This is a genomic window from Roseateles sp. FW305-36 (assembly GCF_058787015.1).
Window position 1 is genome coordinate 77,180 of record NZ_JBYSZK010000006.1, and the last position, 17,808, is coordinate 94,987.

Annotated in this window: 21 protein-coding genes; 6 read left to right on the forward strand and 15 right to left on the reverse strand. The window is 69.6% G+C overall.

The features are described from left to right. The first annotated feature begins 84 nt into the window (after positions 1-84). Genes AC3WOE_RS12855 through AC3WOE_RS12865 form a run of 3 tightly spaced genes read left to right on the forward strand, consistent with a single transcriptional unit; the run spans position 85 to position 4,000 of the window. Positions 85-714, forward strand: a complete 630-nt coding sequence (locus AC3WOE_RS12855) for an HD-GYP domain-containing protein (RefSeq protein ID WP_492690953.1) — start codon at positions 85-87, stop codon at positions 712-714. Continuing rightward, positions 711-1,496 (forward strand): ABC transporter substrate-binding protein, encoded by a 786-nt coding sequence (locus AC3WOE_RS12860; RefSeq protein WP_492690954.1) that lies wholly within the window; start codon positions 711-713, stop codon positions 1,494-1,496. The genes AC3WOE_RS12855 and AC3WOE_RS12860 overlap by 4 nt, the downstream gene beginning before the upstream one ends. Continuing rightward, the gene (locus AC3WOE_RS12865; RefSeq protein WP_492690955.1) at positions 1,496-4,000 is read left to right on the forward strand and encodes an ATP-binding protein; all 2,505 of its coding nucleotides are present in this window, start codon (positions 1,496-1,498) and stop codon (positions 3,998-4,000) included. The genes AC3WOE_RS12860 and AC3WOE_RS12865 overlap by 1 nt, the downstream gene beginning before the upstream one ends. Positions 4,001-4,027: 27 nt before the next feature. On the opposite strand, the gene AC3WOE_RS12870 is transcribed toward AC3WOE_RS12865, so the two are convergent. Genes AC3WOE_RS12870 through AC3WOE_RS12880 form a run of 3 tightly spaced genes read right to left on the reverse strand, consistent with a single transcriptional unit; the run spans position 4,028 to position 5,327 of the window. Next, positions 4,028-4,249 carry a hypothetical protein gene (locus tag AC3WOE_RS12870; protein WP_492690957.1) on the reverse strand — a complete coding sequence of 74 codons (222 nt, stop codon included), beginning with the start codon at positions 4,247-4,249 and terminating at the stop codon, positions 4,028-4,030. Positions 4,250-4,274: 25 nt separating this feature from the next. Further along, positions 4,275-4,517: a glutaredoxin family protein gene (locus AC3WOE_RS12875; RefSeq protein WP_492690958.1), complete on the reverse strand. Its 243-nt coding sequence runs from the start codon at positions 4,515-4,517 to the stop codon at positions 4,275-4,277. A 9-nt stretch (positions 4,518-4,526) separates the two neighbouring features. Continuing rightward, a complete protein-coding gene (locus tag AC3WOE_RS12880) occupies positions 4,527-5,327 on the reverse strand; it encodes a ParB N-terminal domain-containing protein (RefSeq protein ID WP_492690959.1) in 801 nt (266 codons plus the stop codon). Between the two features lie 85 nt (positions 5,328-5,412). On the opposite strand from AC3WOE_RS12880, the gene AC3WOE_RS12885 reads away from it, so the two are divergent. Continuing rightward, complete coding sequence (locus AC3WOE_RS12885; RefSeq protein ID WP_492690960.1) at positions 5,413-5,748, forward strand: hypothetical protein; 336 nt, start codon at positions 5,413-5,415, stop codon at positions 5,746-5,748. Here AC3WOE_RS12885 and AC3WOE_RS12890 read toward each other — a convergent pair. From AC3WOE_RS12890 to AC3WOE_RS12915, 6 genes are read right to left on the reverse strand one after another with little or no spacing between them, the layout of a single operon-like run. After that, positions 5,745-6,434: a Crp/Fnr family transcriptional regulator gene (locus AC3WOE_RS12890; RefSeq protein ID WP_492690961.1), complete on the reverse strand. Its 690-nt coding sequence runs from the start codon at positions 6,432-6,434 to the stop codon at positions 5,745-5,747. The genes AC3WOE_RS12885 and AC3WOE_RS12890 overlap by 4 nt on opposite strands. Next, the gene (locus tag AC3WOE_RS12895; RefSeq protein ID WP_492690963.1) at positions 6,431-7,546 is read right to left on the reverse strand and encodes a Gfo/Idh/MocA family protein; all 1,116 of its coding nucleotides are present in this window, start codon (positions 7,544-7,546) and stop codon (positions 6,431-6,433) included. Before AC3WOE_RS12895 ends, AC3WOE_RS12890 begins: the two co-directional genes overlap by 4 nt. Then, a complete protein-coding gene (locus tag AC3WOE_RS12900) occupies positions 7,543-8,550 on the reverse strand; it encodes a sugar phosphate isomerase/epimerase family protein (protein ID WP_492690965.1) in 1,008 nt (335 codons plus the stop codon). Before AC3WOE_RS12900 ends, AC3WOE_RS12895 begins: the two co-directional genes overlap by 4 nt. Positions 8,551-8,552: 2 nt before the next feature. Beyond that, the gene (locus AC3WOE_RS12905; RefSeq protein ID WP_492690966.1) at positions 8,553-9,500 is read right to left on the reverse strand and encodes a substrate-binding domain-containing protein; all 948 of its coding nucleotides are present in this window, start codon (positions 9,498-9,500) and stop codon (positions 8,553-8,555) included. A 16-nt stretch (positions 9,501-9,516) separates the two neighbouring features. Next, positions 9,517-10,503, reverse strand: a complete 987-nt coding sequence (locus AC3WOE_RS12910; protein WP_492690968.1) for an ABC transporter permease — start codon at positions 10,501-10,503, stop codon at positions 9,517-9,519. Beyond that, entirely contained in the window at positions 10,484-11,953 is a 1,470-nt protein-coding gene (locus tag AC3WOE_RS12915; protein WP_492690969.1) for a sugar ABC transporter ATP-binding protein, read from the reverse strand. The genes AC3WOE_RS12910 and AC3WOE_RS12915 overlap by 20 nt, the downstream gene beginning before the upstream one ends. A 94-nt stretch (positions 11,954-12,047) precedes the next feature. Between AC3WOE_RS12915 and AC3WOE_RS12920 the strand changes: the two genes are divergently transcribed. Continuing rightward, positions 12,048-12,626 carry an HD domain-containing protein gene (locus AC3WOE_RS12920; RefSeq protein ID WP_492690971.1) on the forward strand — a complete coding sequence of 193 codons (579 nt, stop codon included), beginning with the start codon at positions 12,048-12,050 and terminating at the stop codon, positions 12,624-12,626. Here the strand turns inward: AC3WOE_RS12920 and AC3WOE_RS12925 are convergent. From AC3WOE_RS12925 to AC3WOE_RS12950, 6 genes are all read right to left on the reverse strand, one after another. After that, positions 12,623-13,012: a DUF1801 domain-containing protein gene (locus AC3WOE_RS12925; protein WP_492690973.1), complete on the reverse strand. Its 390-nt coding sequence runs from the start codon at positions 13,010-13,012 to the stop codon at positions 12,623-12,625. The two genes, AC3WOE_RS12920 and AC3WOE_RS12925, sit on opposite strands and share 4 nt — an antisense overlap. A 76-nt stretch (positions 13,013-13,088) precedes the next feature. Next, positions 13,089-13,856, reverse strand: a complete 768-nt coding sequence (locus AC3WOE_RS12930; protein WP_492690975.1) for an amino acid ABC transporter ATP-binding protein — start codon at positions 13,854-13,856, stop codon at positions 13,089-13,091. Continuing rightward, on the reverse strand, positions 13,846-14,493 hold the full coding sequence (locus AC3WOE_RS12935) for an amino acid ABC transporter permease (protein WP_492690976.1): 648 nt from the start codon (positions 14,491-14,493) through the stop codon (positions 13,846-13,848). Before AC3WOE_RS12935 ends, AC3WOE_RS12930 begins: the two co-directional genes overlap by 11 nt. Continuing rightward, complete coding sequence (locus AC3WOE_RS12940) at positions 14,486-15,160, reverse strand: amino acid ABC transporter permease (protein ID WP_492690978.1); 675 nt, start codon at positions 15,158-15,160, stop codon at positions 14,486-14,488. The genes AC3WOE_RS12935 and AC3WOE_RS12940 overlap by 8 nt, the downstream gene beginning before the upstream one ends. Positions 15,161-15,312: 152 nt before the next feature. Next, positions 15,313-16,101 (reverse strand): transporter substrate-binding domain-containing protein, encoded by a 789-nt coding sequence (locus tag AC3WOE_RS12945; protein WP_492690980.1) that lies wholly within the window; start codon positions 16,099-16,101, stop codon positions 15,313-15,315. After that, positions 16,098-16,817 carry a GntR family transcriptional regulator gene (locus tag AC3WOE_RS12950; protein WP_492690982.1) on the reverse strand — a complete coding sequence of 240 codons (720 nt, stop codon included), beginning with the start codon at positions 16,815-16,817 and terminating at the stop codon, positions 16,098-16,100. Before AC3WOE_RS12950 ends, AC3WOE_RS12945 begins: the two co-directional genes overlap by 4 nt. A 180-nt stretch (positions 16,818-16,997) precedes the next feature. Between AC3WOE_RS12950 and AC3WOE_RS12955 the strand changes: the two genes are divergently transcribed. Then, positions 16,998-17,783 carry an SDR family NAD(P)-dependent oxidoreductase gene (locus tag AC3WOE_RS12955; protein ID WP_492690983.1) on the forward strand — a complete coding sequence of 262 codons (786 nt, stop codon included), beginning with the start codon at positions 16,998-17,000 and terminating at the stop codon, positions 17,781-17,783. The last annotated feature ends 25 nt before the right edge of the window (positions 17,784-17,808 follow it).

Genomic DNA, 17,808 nt, shown 5'->3' on the forward strand with positions numbered 1-17,808 from the left:
GCCGAATTCGGCCGTGGATGCCGAGCGGATCTATTTGATAAAAATGATTACGCCGGAAAATGCGCATTCTGCCAAGGAAACGCCATGCTGCCCATCGCCTCCCCTCCCTCCGACCCGCGCCCGCCGCTGTCGGGCGCCGACCTGGATGGCAATCCGGAACGCAGCGCCCACCGCGTCCGCCTGGGCCATCTGGCCGAGGCCCTGGCCCGGCATCTCGGCCTGGATGACGACAGCGCCCGCGCGCTGCGACTGGCCGCCCCCCTGCACGACATCGGCGAACTCGATGCCGCCGACACCAGCAACGAGCCTCCCTGGCCGCTGACGGCCGACGAGGAGCAGCACCGCCGGCGTGCCCAGCCGCGCCGCGGCGCGGCCCTGCTGAGTGGCTCCAGCCTGCCGCTGTTCGCGCTGGCGGCCGAGATCGCCCTGCACCACCGCGAGCGCTGGGACGGCAGCGGCTATCCCGACGGCCTGCAGGGCGAGACCATTCCCCTGTCCGGGCGTATCGTCGCCATCGTGGACTATTTCGACGCCCTGACCATGCCCCGCAGCTATCGCCCGGCCCGTGCCGACGACCGCGCGCTGGCCATGCTGGCCGAGCAGGCCGGCAGTGCCTTCGATCCCCGCGTCGTCGCCGCCTTTTTGGCCCACGCCACCGAGTTGATCGCATTGCGCGACCGCATCAACGCGACGCGGCCCGGAGCCGAGGCATGAAGCGGCTCGGGGCCGCCCTGCTCGGCCTGCTGGCCGCCCTGCCCGGCCTGGCGGCCTCCACCACCACGCTGCGCATCCAGGACAGCGGCGAACTGCGCGTCTGCATCTGGCCCGACTACTACGGCATCTCGCTGCGCAATCCGCGCACCGGCCAGCTGTCGGGCCTGGACATCGACCTGTCGGCCGCCTTCGCCGCCGACCTCAAGGTCAAGCCCGTCTACGTCGACTCGTCGTTCGCGACCCTCGTCGACGACCTGCTGCGTGAGCGCTGCGACATCGCCATGTTCGCCGTCGGCATCACGCCGCAGCGCGCCCAGGCCCTGCGCTTCAGCCGCCCCTATCTGGAAAGCGACATCTATGCCGTGACGACGCGCAGCAGCCGCGTCATCAAGCAATGGCAGGACCTGGACCGCCCCGGCGTGCGCATCGCCGTGCAGGCCGGCACCTTCATGGAACCCGTGATGGCAGCTGCCCTCAAACAGGCTAACCTCGTCGTCGTGCGGCCACCCGACACGCGCGAGCGCGAACTCGAGGCCGGCCGCGTGGACGCCTTCATGACCGACTATCCCTACAGCCGCCGACTGCTGGACAACGCCGACTGGGCCCGCCTCGTCGCGCCGCCCTCGCCCTTCTTCGTGCTGCCCTACGCCTATGCCGTCAAGCCCGGCGACGCTGCCTGGCTCAGCGCCGTGGACGAATTCGTCGGCCGCATCCAGCGCGACGGCCGCCTGCAGGCCGCCGCCAAACGCCACGGCTTGAGCGCCATCGTCCGCGACCGCTGATGCCTCACCGCAGCCGCTGGCGCCCAAGCATCATCACCGCCAGCGCCGGCGTCCTGCTCGCGGCCACGCTGCTGGCCGGCGCGGGCTACAGCATCTGGCGCGAGAAGCGCGAGCTGACCATCGAGACTGCGGCCCGCCAGGCCCTGCTGGCCCGCGTGCTGGAAGACCACGCCAGCCGCAGCCTCGACGCCACGCAGCTGGCGCTCGCCGGCTTGGCCGACATGGCAGAGCGCGGCGCACCGGACGAGGTGCTGCAGGCCCTGCTCGGCCAGACCCAGGCGAGCCTCGGTTTTCTGCGCGGCGTCGCCCTGCTCGACGAAGCCGGCCATGTGCTGGCAGCCGCCGATCCCGCCGACCACGGCGTGCAGATCGTGCCAGCCCGGCTGGGCCCCTGGCCGGCCCTGGGCCAGGACGCGCTGGGCGGCTTCGTCGCCGCGCGCAGCCTGGCCGGTCTCGCGCCGGGCAATTCGGCGGCGGTGGTGCCGCCCGGTGTCGGCTTCATCGCACTGCTGCACGGCGTCAAGCTGCCCGACGGCCGCCCGGCCCTGCTGGCGGCCCTGCTCAACCCGGATGCGCTGGCCAACTTCCAGGAACTGACGCTGAACGATGCCCGCGCGGCGGCCGCTCTCGTCGACCTCGACGGGCGCCTGCTTGCCGTGACAGCCGGCGCCGATCACCTGGCCGGCGAACGCCTGGCCTCGCTGCAACTGCCCACCGGCCCGCTGGCACGCGTGCGCACCGGCGACGAATACGGCCGCTGGGAAGGCCCCGGTCTGCGCGACACCGACCAGCTCGGCGCCTTTCGCGCCCTGCGCACCCGGCCGCTGGTGGTCGTCGTCGAGCTGCCCCAGGACGAGCTGCAGACGCAGTGGCTGGCCACCCTGCGCGACCTCGGCCTGCCCGCCATCGGCATCGCCGCCGCGCTGCTGGCACTGTCCGGCGTGGGCGCGGCGGCGCTGCGCGGACGCGAGCGCTCGCTGGCGCAGCTCGACGAGGCACAGCGCCAGGTTGCCGAGCGCGAGCGCGAGCTCAGCGCCATCTTCGGCAGCGTGCAGGACCTGCTGTTCCGAACCGACGCCACCGGCCACGTGACCTTCATCAACGAAGGCTATGCCCGCCTCAGCGGCCTTCCCGTCGCCCAGGTGCTGGGCCGGCCGCTGCAGGACCTGTTCGGCGGCTCGCCCGCCGTGGCCACGCTGTTCGCCATCGGCGAGGTCCACGATGCGCATCCGCATGAACTGCGCGCCGACTGGATCGCGGCGGACGGCAGGGCGCGCAGCTTCGAGCTCCACCTGGTGCCGCTGCGCCGCCAGGCCGGCATCCTCGAGTGGGTGGGCAGCGCCGCCGACGTCAGCGGCCTGGTGCGCGCCCAGGCCGAGCTGCGCGCCCAGCTCGGCCTGGCGCGCTCGCTGCTGTCCAGCAGCCCCCTGCCCATGTCCGTGCTGGACGGCGACAACCGCTATCTCGACGTCAACCGCGCCTGGGAGCAGTTCACCGGCCGGCGCCGCAGCGAGGTGCTGGGGCGCAAGGCCGCCAGCTATCTCCGCCCCGATGAGGCGGCCCTGCATGACAGCCGCGACGCCGAACTGCTGGCACGCGGCGGCGAGATGAACTACGAGTCCGTCTGGCATGGCATCGACGGCCGCCGGCGCGATCTCTACGTCAGCAAATCCACCTTTGCCGACGACCACGGCCGGCCCATGGGCATCGTGGTCTGCTTCATGGACATCAGCGAGTTCCGCGAGGCCGAGCGCGCCACGCGCGCCGCCCGCGACGCCGCCCTGCAGGCCTCGCGGGCCAAGTCCGACTTCATCGCCAACGTCAGCCACGAATTGCGCACGCCGCTGCAGTCCATCCTCGGCTTCTCGGAGATCGGCACGCTGCGCGCCCGCGCCGAACCGCGCCTGGCCGAGCTCTTCAGCGACGTGCATCGCGCCGGCCAGCGCATGCTCAGCCTCGTCAACGACCTGCTCGACCTCAGCAAGATCGAGCGCAGCGGCGAACCCCTGCAGCCCGAGCGCCTGGACCTGCGGCCGCTGGCCGTGGAGGTCGGCCGCGAACTCGAGCCCCTGCTGGCGGCGCGCCAGCTCGGCTTGGCGCTGGCTCTGGGCGACGAGGACCTCGTCGTGCTGGCCGACCCGCAGCGGCTGCAGCAGTTGCTGCGCAACCTGCTCGCCAACGCCATCCGCTTCTCGCCCGTCGGCGGCCATATCGAGGTGACCGCCTGGCAGGACGACGCGGCCGACGAGGTGCGCCTGGACGTCGCCGACCGCGGCCCCGGCATCCCGCCTGACGAGCTGGAAAGCATCTTCGAGGCCTTCGTGCAGTCCAGCGCCACCAAGAACGCGGCCGGCGGCACCGGCCTGGGCCTGGCCATCTGCCGCCGCATCGCCGAGGCCCACGACGGCCGCATCTGGGCCGCCAACCGGCCGGACGGCGGCGCCGTCATCAGCCTGGCCCTGCCGGCGGCGCGGTTCGGGGACACCTCGCCGGGGACGCTTTGAAGGCGGCCACGCCAGCGCCGGGTCCAGCTAGATCGGCGCGTCACCCGTTTCGGTGTCGGAGCGCTTGCGGCTTCGCGTCGCTGGTGCAGCGACGGCCAGGCGCTTGTTGACCACCACATCGCCATTGGCAAGCACGCTGTACAGGAAAGGCCAGTCGTGAGGCAGCAGCCGCACCGGCCAGCCCGGATTCGGCGCCACGGCCGCGGGCGGCTCCGCCTCTGCCCGGGGCTTGCGCTCCCGCGATGCCATCGGTCGCGCCAGCTCCGGCCGAAGATCAGAGCTTCAGCTGCGCAAACGCCGCCCTCAGCCCTTCCACACCACCGACGCGCTGGTCGTTGATGAAGACCTGGGGCATCTGGCGCACGGCCGGGCCGCACTTCGCGTAGAAGGCCAGGCGCTGCTCCTCGTCATCGATCAGGATCTCCTCGAAGGCCAGGCTGCGGGCCTTGAGCAGGCTTTTGACGGTGTCGCACTGCGGGCAGGCGGACTTGGAATAGACGACGATGTTGAGCTGCATGGGCCAAGTCTAGGGGCGAAGCGCCGCCAGTTCCTGGCGCAGGGCAGCGTTCTCGGCCTCGAGTGCGGCCACCCGCAGTCGCAGCGATTCCAGTGTGTCCGGCGGCGCATCCAGCTCGGCTGACGGCTCTTCGGCCTCCGCAGCCGGGCCGGCCGCGGGCGTCCTGCGCTTGGCTTCGCGCACGCGCTTGGCGGCCTGCTTGATCTCCTCGGCACCCGCCGCCGCGGCGGCGACCTGCTCTTGCGCCGGCAGCGTGGCGACCGCCGCCGCGGCATTGATGGAGACCTTGCCGGACTTCACCGCCGCCACCAGTTCCGGCGCGCCCTGCTTCTGTATCTTCTCGATCAGCACGACCTGGTTGCTGCTCAGGCGCGCCGCCTTGGCCAGGGCTTCGCGTGTCTGCAGCGCCTCGTGGTCGGGGAGCTTTGGCAGGGTCGCCGCGGCAGCGACTGGCTGCTCCTGTGCCGGCGGTGCACTGCGGGCGCGCCGCTCCGCGACGATCTCGCGCTTGCGCAACGCCAGCTCGCCGCGCTGGTAGTCGGACAGGCTGCGACGGCCGAGGTGCTGGTCGATCATCCACAGGTGCACGTCCTCCATGGACTGGAAGCGCGGGTTCTGCACCGTCTGGAATGGCAGGCCGTGCTTGCTGCAGATGCCGTAGCGGTTGTGGCCATCCACCAGCACATTGCCCCACAACACCAGCGCGTCGCGGCAGCCTTCGGCCAGGATGCTGCGCTCCAGGGCCTCATGTTCGTCGGCCGTCAGCGGTTCGATATAGGCCTTGAGTTCTTCGTTGACGACGATATCCATGGAAACCGGGAGCACGCTTGCGGGAAAGGGGGCGAATTCTAGAGAGGTCGCCCGGCGCGCCGCCGCCGCTGACAATCCGCCCGCCATGCCGCGCCGATCGCCCCGCGCCCACCACCACGTCTACGTCGTGCTCTTGTCCGAGCGCGTCTGGAACGAGCCGGCCTTCCGCAGGTCCAACCCCGACCACGACATCCTCAAGCCCTGCGTCTATGTCGGCATGACGGGCCTGGACCCCGACCTGCGCTTCGACAAGCACATGGCCGGCGTGCAGGCCAACCGCTTCGTGCTGAAGTACGGCGAGCGGCTGATGCCCGAGCTCTACGAGTGCTACAACCCCATGCCCTACGAAGCGGCGCGCGACATGGAGGTGGAGCTGGCCATCGCCCTGCGCGAGGCGGGCTACGGGGTCTGGCAGGCCTAGCGGCTCCTGAGGCCGTCCACATCGAGGACGCGCACGCCTTGCCGGCGGGTCTCGATGAGGCCATCGGCTTCAAGCTGCTTCAGTGCCGCATTGGCCCGCTGTCGCGACACGCCCGCCAGCAGGGCGATTTCACCCTGGCTGAGGGACAGCAGGTCCGGACGGCCGGGGTAGAGATAGGGATCGAAAAGGCTGGCCAGGGTGTGGGCGACGCGGGCGTCGATGCGGGGCAGCCGACCGATGGCCAGCAGTTCCATGAAGTGGCCGAGCCGGGCATTGAGCAGGCGGGCGACGAACTGGTTGAAGGCCAGGCTGCTGTCCAGCAGCCACTGGAAGAGTTGCAGCGGAATGAGGGCGACCCGCGTCTCCCTCTGCGCCACGGCGTCGTATCGCCACTGGCCTCGCTTCATCAGCGTGCCCTCGCCGAACCAGGTGCCCGAACAGGCCGCCGTCAGGGCCGTCTGCTCGCCGCCCTCGCTGACCACCTTCTGCACGACCAGGCCGTCCATGATGCCGACCCAGTAGCTCGCCTCGGCCCCGGTGCTGACGATGGACTCGCCCGGGAAGTAGACCCGCTCGACAGCGCCTGACAGCACCAGATCGAGATCCGCCGCCGCCAGGGTCCGGCCCCAGGGCGAGGTGCGCAGGAAGCCGTAGAGATCGCGCGAAGCCGACAACGCTGGCGTCACGGCGTCACCCACTGCCCCTTCGACGCCACCGCGGCTTCGACGAAGCGCACGCCGCGTGCACCGTCCGTCACGCGCGGGTAGTCGCCGCTGCGTGTGCCGGCCTGCAGGTCGGCTGCGAGCTCGGTGTAGAGATTGGCAAAGGCCTCGATGAAGCCCTCGGGATGGCCGGGCGGCAGACGGCAGGCGCGGCGAGCCGATTCGCTGAGGCCGGCGGAACCACGCGTCAGGCGGCGCGGCGCGGCGTCGAGCGGCGCATGGATGAGGACATTGGGATCTTCCTGCTGCCAGCTCAGGCTGCCGCGCTCGCCAAAGACGCGCAGGCGCAGGTCGTTCTCGTGGCCGATGGCCATCTGCGAAGCCAGCAGCACGCCACGGGCGCCGCCCGAGAGGCGCAGCAGTAGGCTCGCGTCGTCGTCCAGCTGGCGGCCCGCGCCGAAGCTGCTGAGCTCGGCGCAAAGTTCTTCGATGGCCAGGCCGGTAACCGTGTGCAGCAGGTTCTCGGCGTGCGTGCCGATGTCGCCGAGGGCGCCACCGGGGCCGCTCCGGGCGGGGTCGGTGCGCCAGGCGGACTGCTTGTTGCGGCTGCTCTCCAGCGCACCGGCCAGCCAGCCCTGGTGGTACTCGACGACGACCTTGCGCACCCTGCCGATGGCACCCGAGCGCACCAGCTCGCGGGCCTCGCGCACCAGGGGGTAGCCGGTGTAGTTGTAGGTCACCGCGAAGGCAGTGCCGCGGCTGTCGACGAGCTGCACCAGCTCGTCGGCCTGGGCGCTGCTGTTCACCAGCGGCTTGTCGCAGGCGACATGGAAGCCCGCGTCGACAAAGGCGCGCGCCACCTCGAAGTGCAGATGGTTGGGCGTGACGATGACGACGAGATGGACGCGCTGTTCGGGCGGGCGACGCAGCTCGTCGGCCAGCAGGGCGCGCCAGTCGGCGTGGATGCGGTCATCGGCCAGGCCGAGGTCGCGGCCCGAGGCGAGGGACTTTTCCGGCGTGGACGACAGCGCACCGGCCACCAACTCGTAGCGGCCATCCAGCGCCATCGCATGGCGATGCACGGCGCCGATGAAGGCGTCGCGACCGCCGCCCACCATGGCAACGCGCAGCTTCATCCCGCCATGCCTTTCGAGAAGGCCGCGTCGAAGGCACCATGGGCGGGCGGGAAGTCCAGGCGGCGGCAGAAGGCAGCGCTCTCGGTGGCGCCATGCACGCGGTCCATGCGGCTGTCTTCCCATTCGACCGACAGCGGTCCGGCATAGCCGACGTCGTTGAGCGCGACGATGATGGATTCGAAGTCGATCATGCCGCGGCCGACGCTGCGGAAATCCCAGCCGCGCCGCGGGTCGCCGAAGCTGGTGTTGCCGCCGAAGGTGCCCACCGTGCCGTCGCCGCGCCCCCACCAGACGTCCTTCATGTGCACATGGAAGATGCGCGGGCCGAACTGGCGAATGAAGCGCACATAGTCCACGCCCTGGTAGGCCAGATGGCTGGGATCGAAGTTGAAGCCGAAGCGCGGGTGGCCGTTCAGCGCGGCGATGGCGCGCTCCGACGTCGCGATGTCGAAGGCAATCTCCGTCGGGTGCACCTCCAGCGCGAAGTTGACGCCCTGCTCCTCGAAGACATCGAGGATGGGCGTGAAGCGGCGCGCGAAGTCCACAAAGCCGGCGTCCCAATAGGCCTGCGAGGTCGGCGGGAAGGCATAGGCCGCATGCCAGATGGACGAGCCGGTGAAGCCGGTGACGCGCTGGGCGCCGAGCAGCCTGGCGGCGCGCGCCGTGTCGGCCAGCTCGGCCGCGGCGCGCCGGCGCACGCCCTCGGGCTCGCCGTCGCCCCACACGTGGGCCGGCAAGATGGCCTGGTGGCGCGCGTCGATGAGGTCGCAGACGGCCTGGCCGATCAGGTGGTTGCCGATGGCGAAGACTTCGAGCCCATGCTCGGCCAGCAAGGCGCGCTGGCCTTGGGCATAGCCGGGCTCCTTCAGCGCTCGCTGCACATTGAAATGGTCGCCACCGCAGGCCAGCTCCAGGCCGTCATAGCCCATGCGCCTGGCCAGAGGCGCCAGCTCGGCCAGCGGCAGGTCGGTCCATTGGCCGGTGAAGAGGGTGAGGGGTCTCATGATCAGAACGGGCTATCGGGGAAGTAGAAGTCCTTGGCGTTTTCTCGAGTGATGAGCACCGAGGGCACGATGGTCTTGGCCGGCAGCTTCTGGCCCTTCAGCCGCGCCTCGGCGGTCAGCTTGATGGCGTCATAGATGAACTTGGGCGAGTAGGACACATTGGCCTGGATGCGCGGGTCGGCCCCCTCCTTCAGGATCTTGACCATGCCCTTGGCGCCGGCGCCGCCGAAGACCAGCTTGATGTCGCTGCGCTTGGCCTGGTCGATGGCCTTCAACACGCCGAAGGCCATGTCGTCGTCAGCCGCCCAGACGGCGTCGATGTGCTTGAAGCGGGTCAGGAAGTCCTGCATGACCTTGAAGGCGTCGTCGCGGTTCCAGTTGCCGTGCTTGGCGTCGAGCAGCTTGATGCCGGGGTTCCTGGCCAGCACCGCCTTGAAGGCGTCCATGCGCTCGTTGTCGATGGTGGTCGCGATGCCGCGCAGGGCCACGATGTCGCCCTTGCCGCCGAGCTGCTTGGCGATGAACTCGCCCGGCACGCTGCCGAAGGCGGTGTTGTCGCCGGACACATAGGCGTCCTGGGCCGAGGCGTCGGTCAGGCCGCGGTCCACCACCGTCACATAGACGCCCTTGTTGTGCAGCTGCTGGACCGGCTTGGTCAGCGCCGCCGACTCCTGGGGCAGGACGACCAGGGCGTTGATCTTGTTCGTCGTCAGCAGGTCCTGCAGCTGGTTGGCCTGCTCGCCGGCCGAGGCCGCGGCCTTGACGGTGATCTTGAGGCCGGGGTTGGCGGCCTCCAGTTCCTTCTTGGCCTGGTTGGCCCACCAGACGATGCCGGCCGTGAAGCCGTGGTCGGCCGCGGGGATGGCCACGCCCAGGTTGACGGGCGTCTGAGCCTGGGCGGTGGAGGCCGCCGCCAGTGCAATCGCGAGGGCGAGTCTGCGGGTGAACATGCGCTGAGTCTCCTGTCTAGCGTTGCCGTCTTTGCATGAAGGCAACGGCGATGATGACGATGCCCTGGACCGCGGCATTCAGGTGGATGCTGATGAAGCTGGTGAGATTGAGCACATTGCCGATGACCGACAGCAGCAGGGCGCCCACCACCGTGCCGGCAATGCTGCCCGAGCCGCCCTTCAGCGCCGTGCCGCCGATGATGACGGCAGCGATGGCCTCCAGCTCCCATAGCAAACCCGTGCTGGGCGAGGCCGATCCCAGGCGCGGCACATAGAGCAGGGTGGCGACGCCCACCATGGCGCCCAGCACCATATAGCTGCCGAGCTTGACCGTGTCGACCTTGACGGCGGCATAGCGCGCCACCTGCTCGTTGGAGCCGATGGCCTGCACGTAGCGGCCGTACGCCGTGCGCTGCAGCAGGGCTGCCGCGCCGAGCGCCACAAGGGCGAAAACCCAGACCGGGACGGGAACGCCCAGCAGCGTGCCGTAGTAGACCGGCGCATAGGCATCGGCCAGCTCGTTGTCCAGGGTGATGGCGCCGCCGTCCGCCAACCAGGTCAGCACGGCGCGGAAGATGCCCAGGGTGCCCAGCGTCACGATGAAGGGCTCGATGTGGCCGCGCGTGATCAGCCAGCCATGCGCAAATCCCAGCACGCTGCCCAGCAGCACGGCGCCGCTGGCGCCCGCCACCACCGCCACGCCCGGCGTCACGCCATGGGCGCCCAGGGTGTTCATCAGCAGGATGACGCAGCCGGCGATCAGGGCCGCCATCGAGCCCACCGACAGGTCGATGCCGCCGCCGACGATGACGAAGCACATGCCCACGGCGATGATGCCGGTGAAGGTGGTGCGGGTCAGCACATTGAGCGCGTTGTCGATCGTCGCGAACTCGGAATTCAGCAGCGAGGCGACGATGCACAGCAGCACCAGGCCGGTCAGCGGCCCGAGGCCGTGCAGGCGCGACAGCAGGCTGGAGCGGGCGTCAGTGAGTTCCGGTGGCATGGGCGATCAGCAGGTCTTCGGTGGCGTCGGCGGCATCGACGACGGTTTGCAGGCGGCCGCCGCGCATGACGGCGATGCGGTGGCACAGGCCTATGAGTTCCATCAGCTCCGACGACACCACGATGACGGCAAGCCCATCGGCAGCCAGGCGCTGGATGAGGCCGTAGAGGTCGCGCTTGGCACCCACGTCGACGCCGCGTGTCGGCTCGTCCAGCACGACGATGCGCGGCCCCGGATGCAGCACCTTGGCCAGGGCCAGTTTCTGCTGGTTGCCGCCGGACAGCGAACGGGCGGGCACATCCAGCGAGCGGGCACGGATGCCGAATTCGTCGACCGCCCGCTTCAGCGCCGCCATCTCGTCGGCCGGCTTCAACCACGGCGGCAAGGCCATCAGCGTCAGGTTCTGGCGCAGGCCGAAGTCCAGATGCAGGCCCTTGCCCTTGCGGTCCTCGCTCAGATAGGCGAGGCCCAGGTCGGCGGCTTCACGCGGGCTGCCGATGCTCACCGCGCTGCCGGCGATCTCGACCCGGCCGGCGGCGCCCGGCCGCAAGCCGATCAGGCCCTCGAACAGCTCGGTGCGGCCGGCGCCCACCAGGCCGGCGAAACCGAGGATCTCGCCCGGCGCGACCTCGAAGCTGATGTCCCGGGCCCAGCCCGGCACGCTGAACCCGCCCACCTTCAGCAGCGGCTCGGCGACGGGCCGTGGCGCCTTGGGCGGGAAGAGATCGCTCAGCTCGCGCCCCACCATCAGGCTGGCCATCTGCGCCCGGCTCAGGCTGGCCGTCGGCGCACGGGTCACGAAGCGGCCGTCGCGCATGACGACGACCTCGTCGGTCAGGCGCTCCACCTCTTCCAGCTTGTGGGAGATGTAGATCAGCGTCACGCCATCGGCCTTGAGACTGTCGACCAGGGCGAACAGCTGATCGGCCTCCTTGCGGGTCAGCGTGGCGGTGGGCTCGTCCATCACCAGCACGCGGGCGCGGCGCTGCAAGGCCTTGGCGATCTCGACACGCTGCTTCTGCGCCAGGCTCAGGGCCCGCACCGGCATGTCGGGCGAGCAGTCCAGGCCCACCTGGTCCAGCAGCTGGGCGGTGGCCGCGCGCATGGCACTGTCGTCGAGCAGCCAGCCGCGCCGGATCTCATGGCCGAGGAAGACGTTCCGGGCCACGGTCAGGGCCTCGGCCAGCGCGAACTCCTGGTGGATCATCGCGATGCCGCTGGCCTCGGCCGCGCGCGGTCCGTCGAAGCGCACCGGCGTGCCGTCCAGCCTCAGCTCGCCGCCGGTCGGCGCCTCGTAGCCGGCCAGGATCTTCATCAGCGTGCTCTTGCCCGCGCCGTTCTCGCCCAGCAGGCCGACGGCGCGGCCGGCCGTCAGCTCGAAGCTCACCTCATGCAGCACCGTCACGGGGCCAAAGGACTTGGCGATGGCATGAAAGCCCAGGGTCTTCATGCGGCGGCAGTATGCCGGGGCGCGAGGCGTAGCGGATGCGACAGCCTGGCACCGGCGGACGAAGCAGAATCGCCCGAGCCCCATGGAGAACGTCATGAACGCACGCGCCGGCTTCACCCGCATGGACAAGAGCACCCGAGAGGACTGGGGCCTCATCGTGCCCGAGGCCGTCAAGATGTCCCGCGGCCTGCCCGACCGCGTGCTGGACCATCTGCGCCTGCTCGATGGCGACTTCGGCGGTTTCCCGGTCGACCGGCTGACCCATTGCCTGCAGACCGCGACGCTGGCCCACCGCGACGGCCGCGACGAGGAGTACGTCTGCTGCGCCCTGCTGCACGACATCGGCGACACCCTGGGCAGCTTCAACCACCCCGACATCGCCGCGGCCATCCTCAAGCCCTTCGTGGCCGAGGAGAACCTGTGGATGGTGCAGCAGCACGGCATCTTCCAGGGCCACAACTTCTTCCACCACGTCGGCCTGGACCGCGACATGCGCGAGCAGTTCCGCGGCCACCCGCATTTCGAGCGCACGGCCGAGTTCGTCGAGCGCTATGACAACCCGGCCTTCGATCCTGCCGCCGAGGCCCTGCCGCTGGCCTTCTTCGAGCCCATGCTCAGGCGGCTGATGGCCCAGCCGCGCCAGTCCATCTACAAGGCGGCGATGAAAGCCTAGGCCTTCTGGTTGGCCTTCACGGCCGCCTTGATCAAAGCCTTCAGCCCAGCCTTGTCGATCTTGTCGCCTTCCTTGAAGTCGATGGCGCGGCGCACATTGCCTTCCAGGCTGGAGTTGAAGAGACCCTTGGGGTCGGCCAGCGAGGCCCCCTTGGGGAAGGTCATCTTCACGGCGCTCTTGTAGGCCTCGCCGGTGCAGAGGATGCCGTCGTGCGACCAGACCGGGTTGCTCCACTTCCATTCCTCGACGACCTCGGGGTCGGCCTCGTGGATGAGGGCGCGCAGCGCGGCCAGGGTCTCGCTGCGCCAGCCGCCCAGGCTTTCGATGCGTTCGTCGATGAGGGCGGAGGCGGGCGGGGTGGCGGTCGAAGGGGTCTTGCTGCTCATGGCGGTCGCTCTCTGTCTTGCGGTGAGCGCAGCGTAACGGCAGCCGATCGGGGCCGCTTCTTGAAACCTGATCAGATCAGTCGTGCAGCGAGGACAGGAACTGCCTGAGCTCCGGCGTCTGCGGCGCGCCGAACAGCTCGGCCGGCGGGCCCATCTCGTGCACGCGCCCCTGGTGCATGAAGATGACGCGGTCGGCCACCTTGCGGGCAAAGCCCATCTCGTGCGTGACCATCAGCAGCGTCATGCCCTCCTCGGCCAGGCTCTCGACGACGCGCAGAACCTCGCCCACCAGCTCGGGGTCCAGGGCCGAGGTGATCTCGTCGCACAGCAGCACGGCCGGCTCCATGGCCAGGGCCCGGGCAATGGCCACGCGCTGCTGCTGGCCGCCGGAGAGCTGGTCCGGCATGGCGTCGAACTTCTCGGCCAGGCCGACGCGGGCCAGCAGCTGGGACGCCTGCCGGGCCGCCTCGTCGGCGCTGCGCTTCTTCACCAGCGTCGGCGCCAGCATCACGTTGCGGCCGACGCTCAGGTGCGGGAAGAGGTTGAAGCCCTGGAAGATCATGCCGACCTGCTGGCGCAGCGCGCGCATGGCCATGACGCTTTCGTGCAGCAGGGGCTTGCCGTTGACGGTCAGCGCGCCGTCCTGGAACTGCTCCAGCCCGTTCACGCAGCGCAGCAGCGTGCTCTTGCCCGAGCCGCTCTTGCCAATGATGGCGATGACCTCGCCGCGCTTCACGTCCAGGTCTATGCCCTTGAGCACCTCGTTGGCGCCATAGGACTTGCGCAGCGCGGTGATGCGCACGATGGGCGGTGAGTTGGTGGACACATGGGCTTCAGCGGCCATGGGTTCTGCCTTCCAGATGTTGAGCGAACAGGCTGATGGGGAAGCACAGCGCGAAATACAGCAGGGCCACGCAACCGAAGACGAGGAAGGGCTTGAAGCTGGCGTTGGCGATCATGCTGCCGGCCTTGGTCAGCTCGACAAAGCCGATGACCGACGCCAGTGCCGTGCCCTTGACGACCTGGACCAGAAAGCCCACCGTCGGCGCGATGGCCAGACGCAAGGCCTGGGGCAGGATGACGTGGCGCAGTTGCTCGCCGAAGGACAGGGCCAGGCTGCGCGCCGCCTCCCACTGGCCGCGCGGCACGGCCTCCACGCAGCCGCGCCAGATCTCGACGAGGTAGGCACTGGTGTAGAGGGTCAGCGCCAGGGCCGCGGCCGTCCAGGCCGACACCTCCAGGCCCAGCAGGGCCAGGCCGAAGTAAGCCAGGAAGAGCTGCATCAGCAGCGGCGTGCCCTGGAAGAGCTGCACATACAGCGAGATGAGGCGCTGCGTCCGTCGGCCCAGGCCGATGCGCAGCGTCAGCAGCAGGCCGCCCACCAGGCCGCCGCCGATGAAGGCGATGGCCGACAGCGCCACCGTCCAGCGCAGCGCCAGCAGCAGGTTGCGGACGATGTCCCAGAGCGTGAACTCAACCATGGCGCCGGCTCCCGCCGAAGATGAAGCGCGGGCCGGCCCACATCAGCAGCTTGCGCGCGAGGATGGCCAGCGCCAGATAGGTCAACGTGGCGATGATGAAGGCCTCGAAGGCGCGGAAATTGCGGCTCTGGATCAGGTTGGCCGCATAGCTCAGCTCCTCGGTGGAGATCTGGCCGCAGACCGCCGAGCCCAGCATGACGATGATGATCTGGCTGGTCAGCGCCGGCCAGACGCGCTGCAGGGCCGGCGGCAGCACGACACGCGTGAAGACCTGCACCGGGCTGAGCGCCAGGCTCTGCGCCGCCTCCCACTGCCCGCGCGGCGTGGCCTGGATGCCGGCACGCAGGATCTCGGTGCCGTAGGCGCCAAGGTTCAAGGTCATCGCGATCAGCGAGGCGGCCTCCGGCGACAGCTTCACGCCCGCCGCCGGCAGGCCGAAGAAGATGAAGAAGAGCTGCACGATGAAGGGCGTGTTGCGCAGCAGCTCGACGTAGCCACCCAGCAAGCGCCGCAGCCACACCGGGCCGCTGGCACGCGACCAGGCGCCCAGCGTGGCGATCAGCAAGCCGAGCGGCGTCGCGACCAGCGTCAGCCCCAGCGTCCAGGCCAGCCCCTTCAGCAGCAGCGGCCATTCGGCGAGAACGGCCAGAAAGTCGAAAGTGATCATGTATCCGTGCTCCCGCGCGAAAACCGGAACACAGCCACAGAGGCACAGAGACACAAGGAAGAAGGCAAAGGAATCTGCATTCCTCCGTGCCTCCGTGCCTCTGTGGCTGTGCTCAGCGGGCCTGTCGAACGACGCAACTTCACTTCAATGGCTCACAACGGCAGTTCACCGGTGCCGCGGCCCAGCCACTTCTTGGACAGGGCTTCCAGCTCCCCCGCCGCCTTGGCCGCCGCGATGATCTCGTTGACCTTGGTCAGCAGCGCGTCCTCGCCCTTGGCCACGCCGACGAAGCAGGGGCTGTCCTTGAGCAGCAGCTTGTATTCGGTGTTCAGGCCCGGGTTGCGCTGCATCAGGTTGCCGGCCACGGCGGCGCTGGTGGCCAGCAACTGGGTCTGGCCGGCCGCGAAAGCGGCGATGGTGGCGTTGTTGTCCTCGAAGCGCTTGTATTCCAGCGTGGCCGGCGCGACCTTGGCCAGTTCCTGGTCTTCCATGGCGCCGCGCGTGACGGCCACCGTCTTGCCGCCCAGGTCGGCCCAGCTCTTGATGGACAGGCTCTTGGCCGCGAACACCGCCTGGTAGAAGGGCGCATAGGCCGCGCTGAAGTTGATGACCTTCTCGCGCTCGGGGTTCTTGCCCAGCGTCGAGATGACGAGGTCGGCCTTCCTGGTCTGCAGATAGGGGATGCGGTTGGCGCTGGTCACCGGCACCAGCTCGGCCTTGACACCGAGCTTGGCCGCGATGAGCTGGGCCACGGCCACGTCCAGGCCCTGGGGGGCCATGTCGGGGCCGACGAAGCCATAGGGCGGGTAGTCGGTCGGGATGGCTATTTTGATGGTCCTGCTCTTGTGGATGCCGTCCAGCGCGGTCTGTGCCTGGGCGCCCAGGGTGAACAGGCCGGCGGCCAGGGTCAGCAGAAAACGGCGGGAGAAGGTCGGGGTCATAGCAGGGCTCCTAGATAGGCGGGTTCGGTGGCTGTGGTGACGGAAGTCGGCAACGGCGCGAGGGCTTGGCGCAGTTGCTGCAGCGGGTCTTCATCGGCGGGCAGGCGCAGGGCGGCCTGCACGCTGCGGAGGTGCTCGGCCATCAGCGCTTCGGCACGGGCGCTGTCGCCGGCGGCCAGGGCCGCGACGATGGCGACATGGTCCTGGCAGGACAGGGCCGCGTCGTGGGATGACTGGTAGCGCATCGCGATCAGCGTGGTGCGCGCCGTGAAGTCGCGCAGCGTGTCGGCCAGCAGGCCGTTGCCCAGGCATTCGGCCAGGCAGACGTGGAAGTCGCCGAGCAGGAAGCTGCGCGCGCCGACGTCGTCGCCCTGCAGGGCTGCCTGCTCCTGCTGCAGATGCTGGTTCAGGCGGGTGATCGCCTCGGCCGGCAGCCTGGACTGGCCGCGGATCAGGCCCAGCTCGATGACGCGCCGCGCCTCGAAGGCCTCGCGGACCTCGTCCTGCGAGGGGGCAATGAGATACCAGCCGCGCCGCGCACTGACCGTGACGATGCCGCGCGCCGCCAGCCTTGTGAGCGCCTCGCGCACGATGGTGCGGCTGCAGTCGAAGAGCATCGCCAGCTGCTGCTCGCCCAGGCGAGCGCCGGGCGCGAGCTTCTGCGCGAGCACGGCTTCGACGATGCGCTGGCTGATGTCGGTGGCGGAGATGCCCATGCCCAGCTCGATGCAGCTTCCATGCCAGGGCTCATCTGGCTTGTATGCAAGTCCTGCGCACAAAACTGGGCCGGCACCCCGGCCCGCTGCACTAGCACGGTGCCGAACAGCCCCAGCGCGAATCGGGGCGTTCCGCATCGGCTACACCGACGACAGCGCCACCCCACCGAAAGGACCGCCATGGACCTGCAACTGAAGAACCGCCTCGCCCTCGTCTCGGGCAGCACCGCCGGCATCGGCTTCGCCATCGCCCAGGCACTCGCTGCCGAGGGTGCGCGCGTCATCGTCAATGGCCGCACGCAGCCGGCCGTCGACGCGGCCGTCACGTCGATCAAGAGCACCACGGGCCAGGACGCCCTCGGCTTCGCCGGCGACCTCAGCCAGCCCGACGTGGCCGAGGCTCTGGTGCGCCAGCATCCCGGCATAGCGATCCTGGTCAACAACCTCGGCATCTTCGAGGCCAAGCCCTTCGAGGACATTCCCGACGCCGACTGGCAGCGCTTCTTCGACGTCAACGTGCTCAGCGGCGTGCGCCTGGCGCGGCTGGTGCTGCCGGCCATGAAGGAGGCGGACTGGGGCCGCATCATCTTCATCTCCAGCGAGAGCGCGGTGCAGATCCCGGCCGAGATGATTCACTACGGCATGACCAAGACCGCCCAGCTCGCCGTCTCGCGCGGCCTGGCCGAGTCCCTGGCCGGCACCGGCATCACCGTCAACAGCGTGCTGCCCGGCCCGACACGCTCACGCGGCGTCAACGACTTCGTCGAGCAGGTCTCGCAGGGCAAGAGCTTCGCCGAGTTCGAGACCGAGTTCTTCGAGAAGGTGCGGCCCACCTCGCTGATCAAGCGCTTCGCCACGCCCGAGGAGGTGGCGGCGATGGTGGCCTATGTCGCCAGCCCGCTGGCCTCGGCCACGACGGGTGCCGCGCTGCGGGTGGACGGGGGGACGACCAAGAGCGCCTTCTAGCGCCTCCATCGCCCATCCGCTCTCG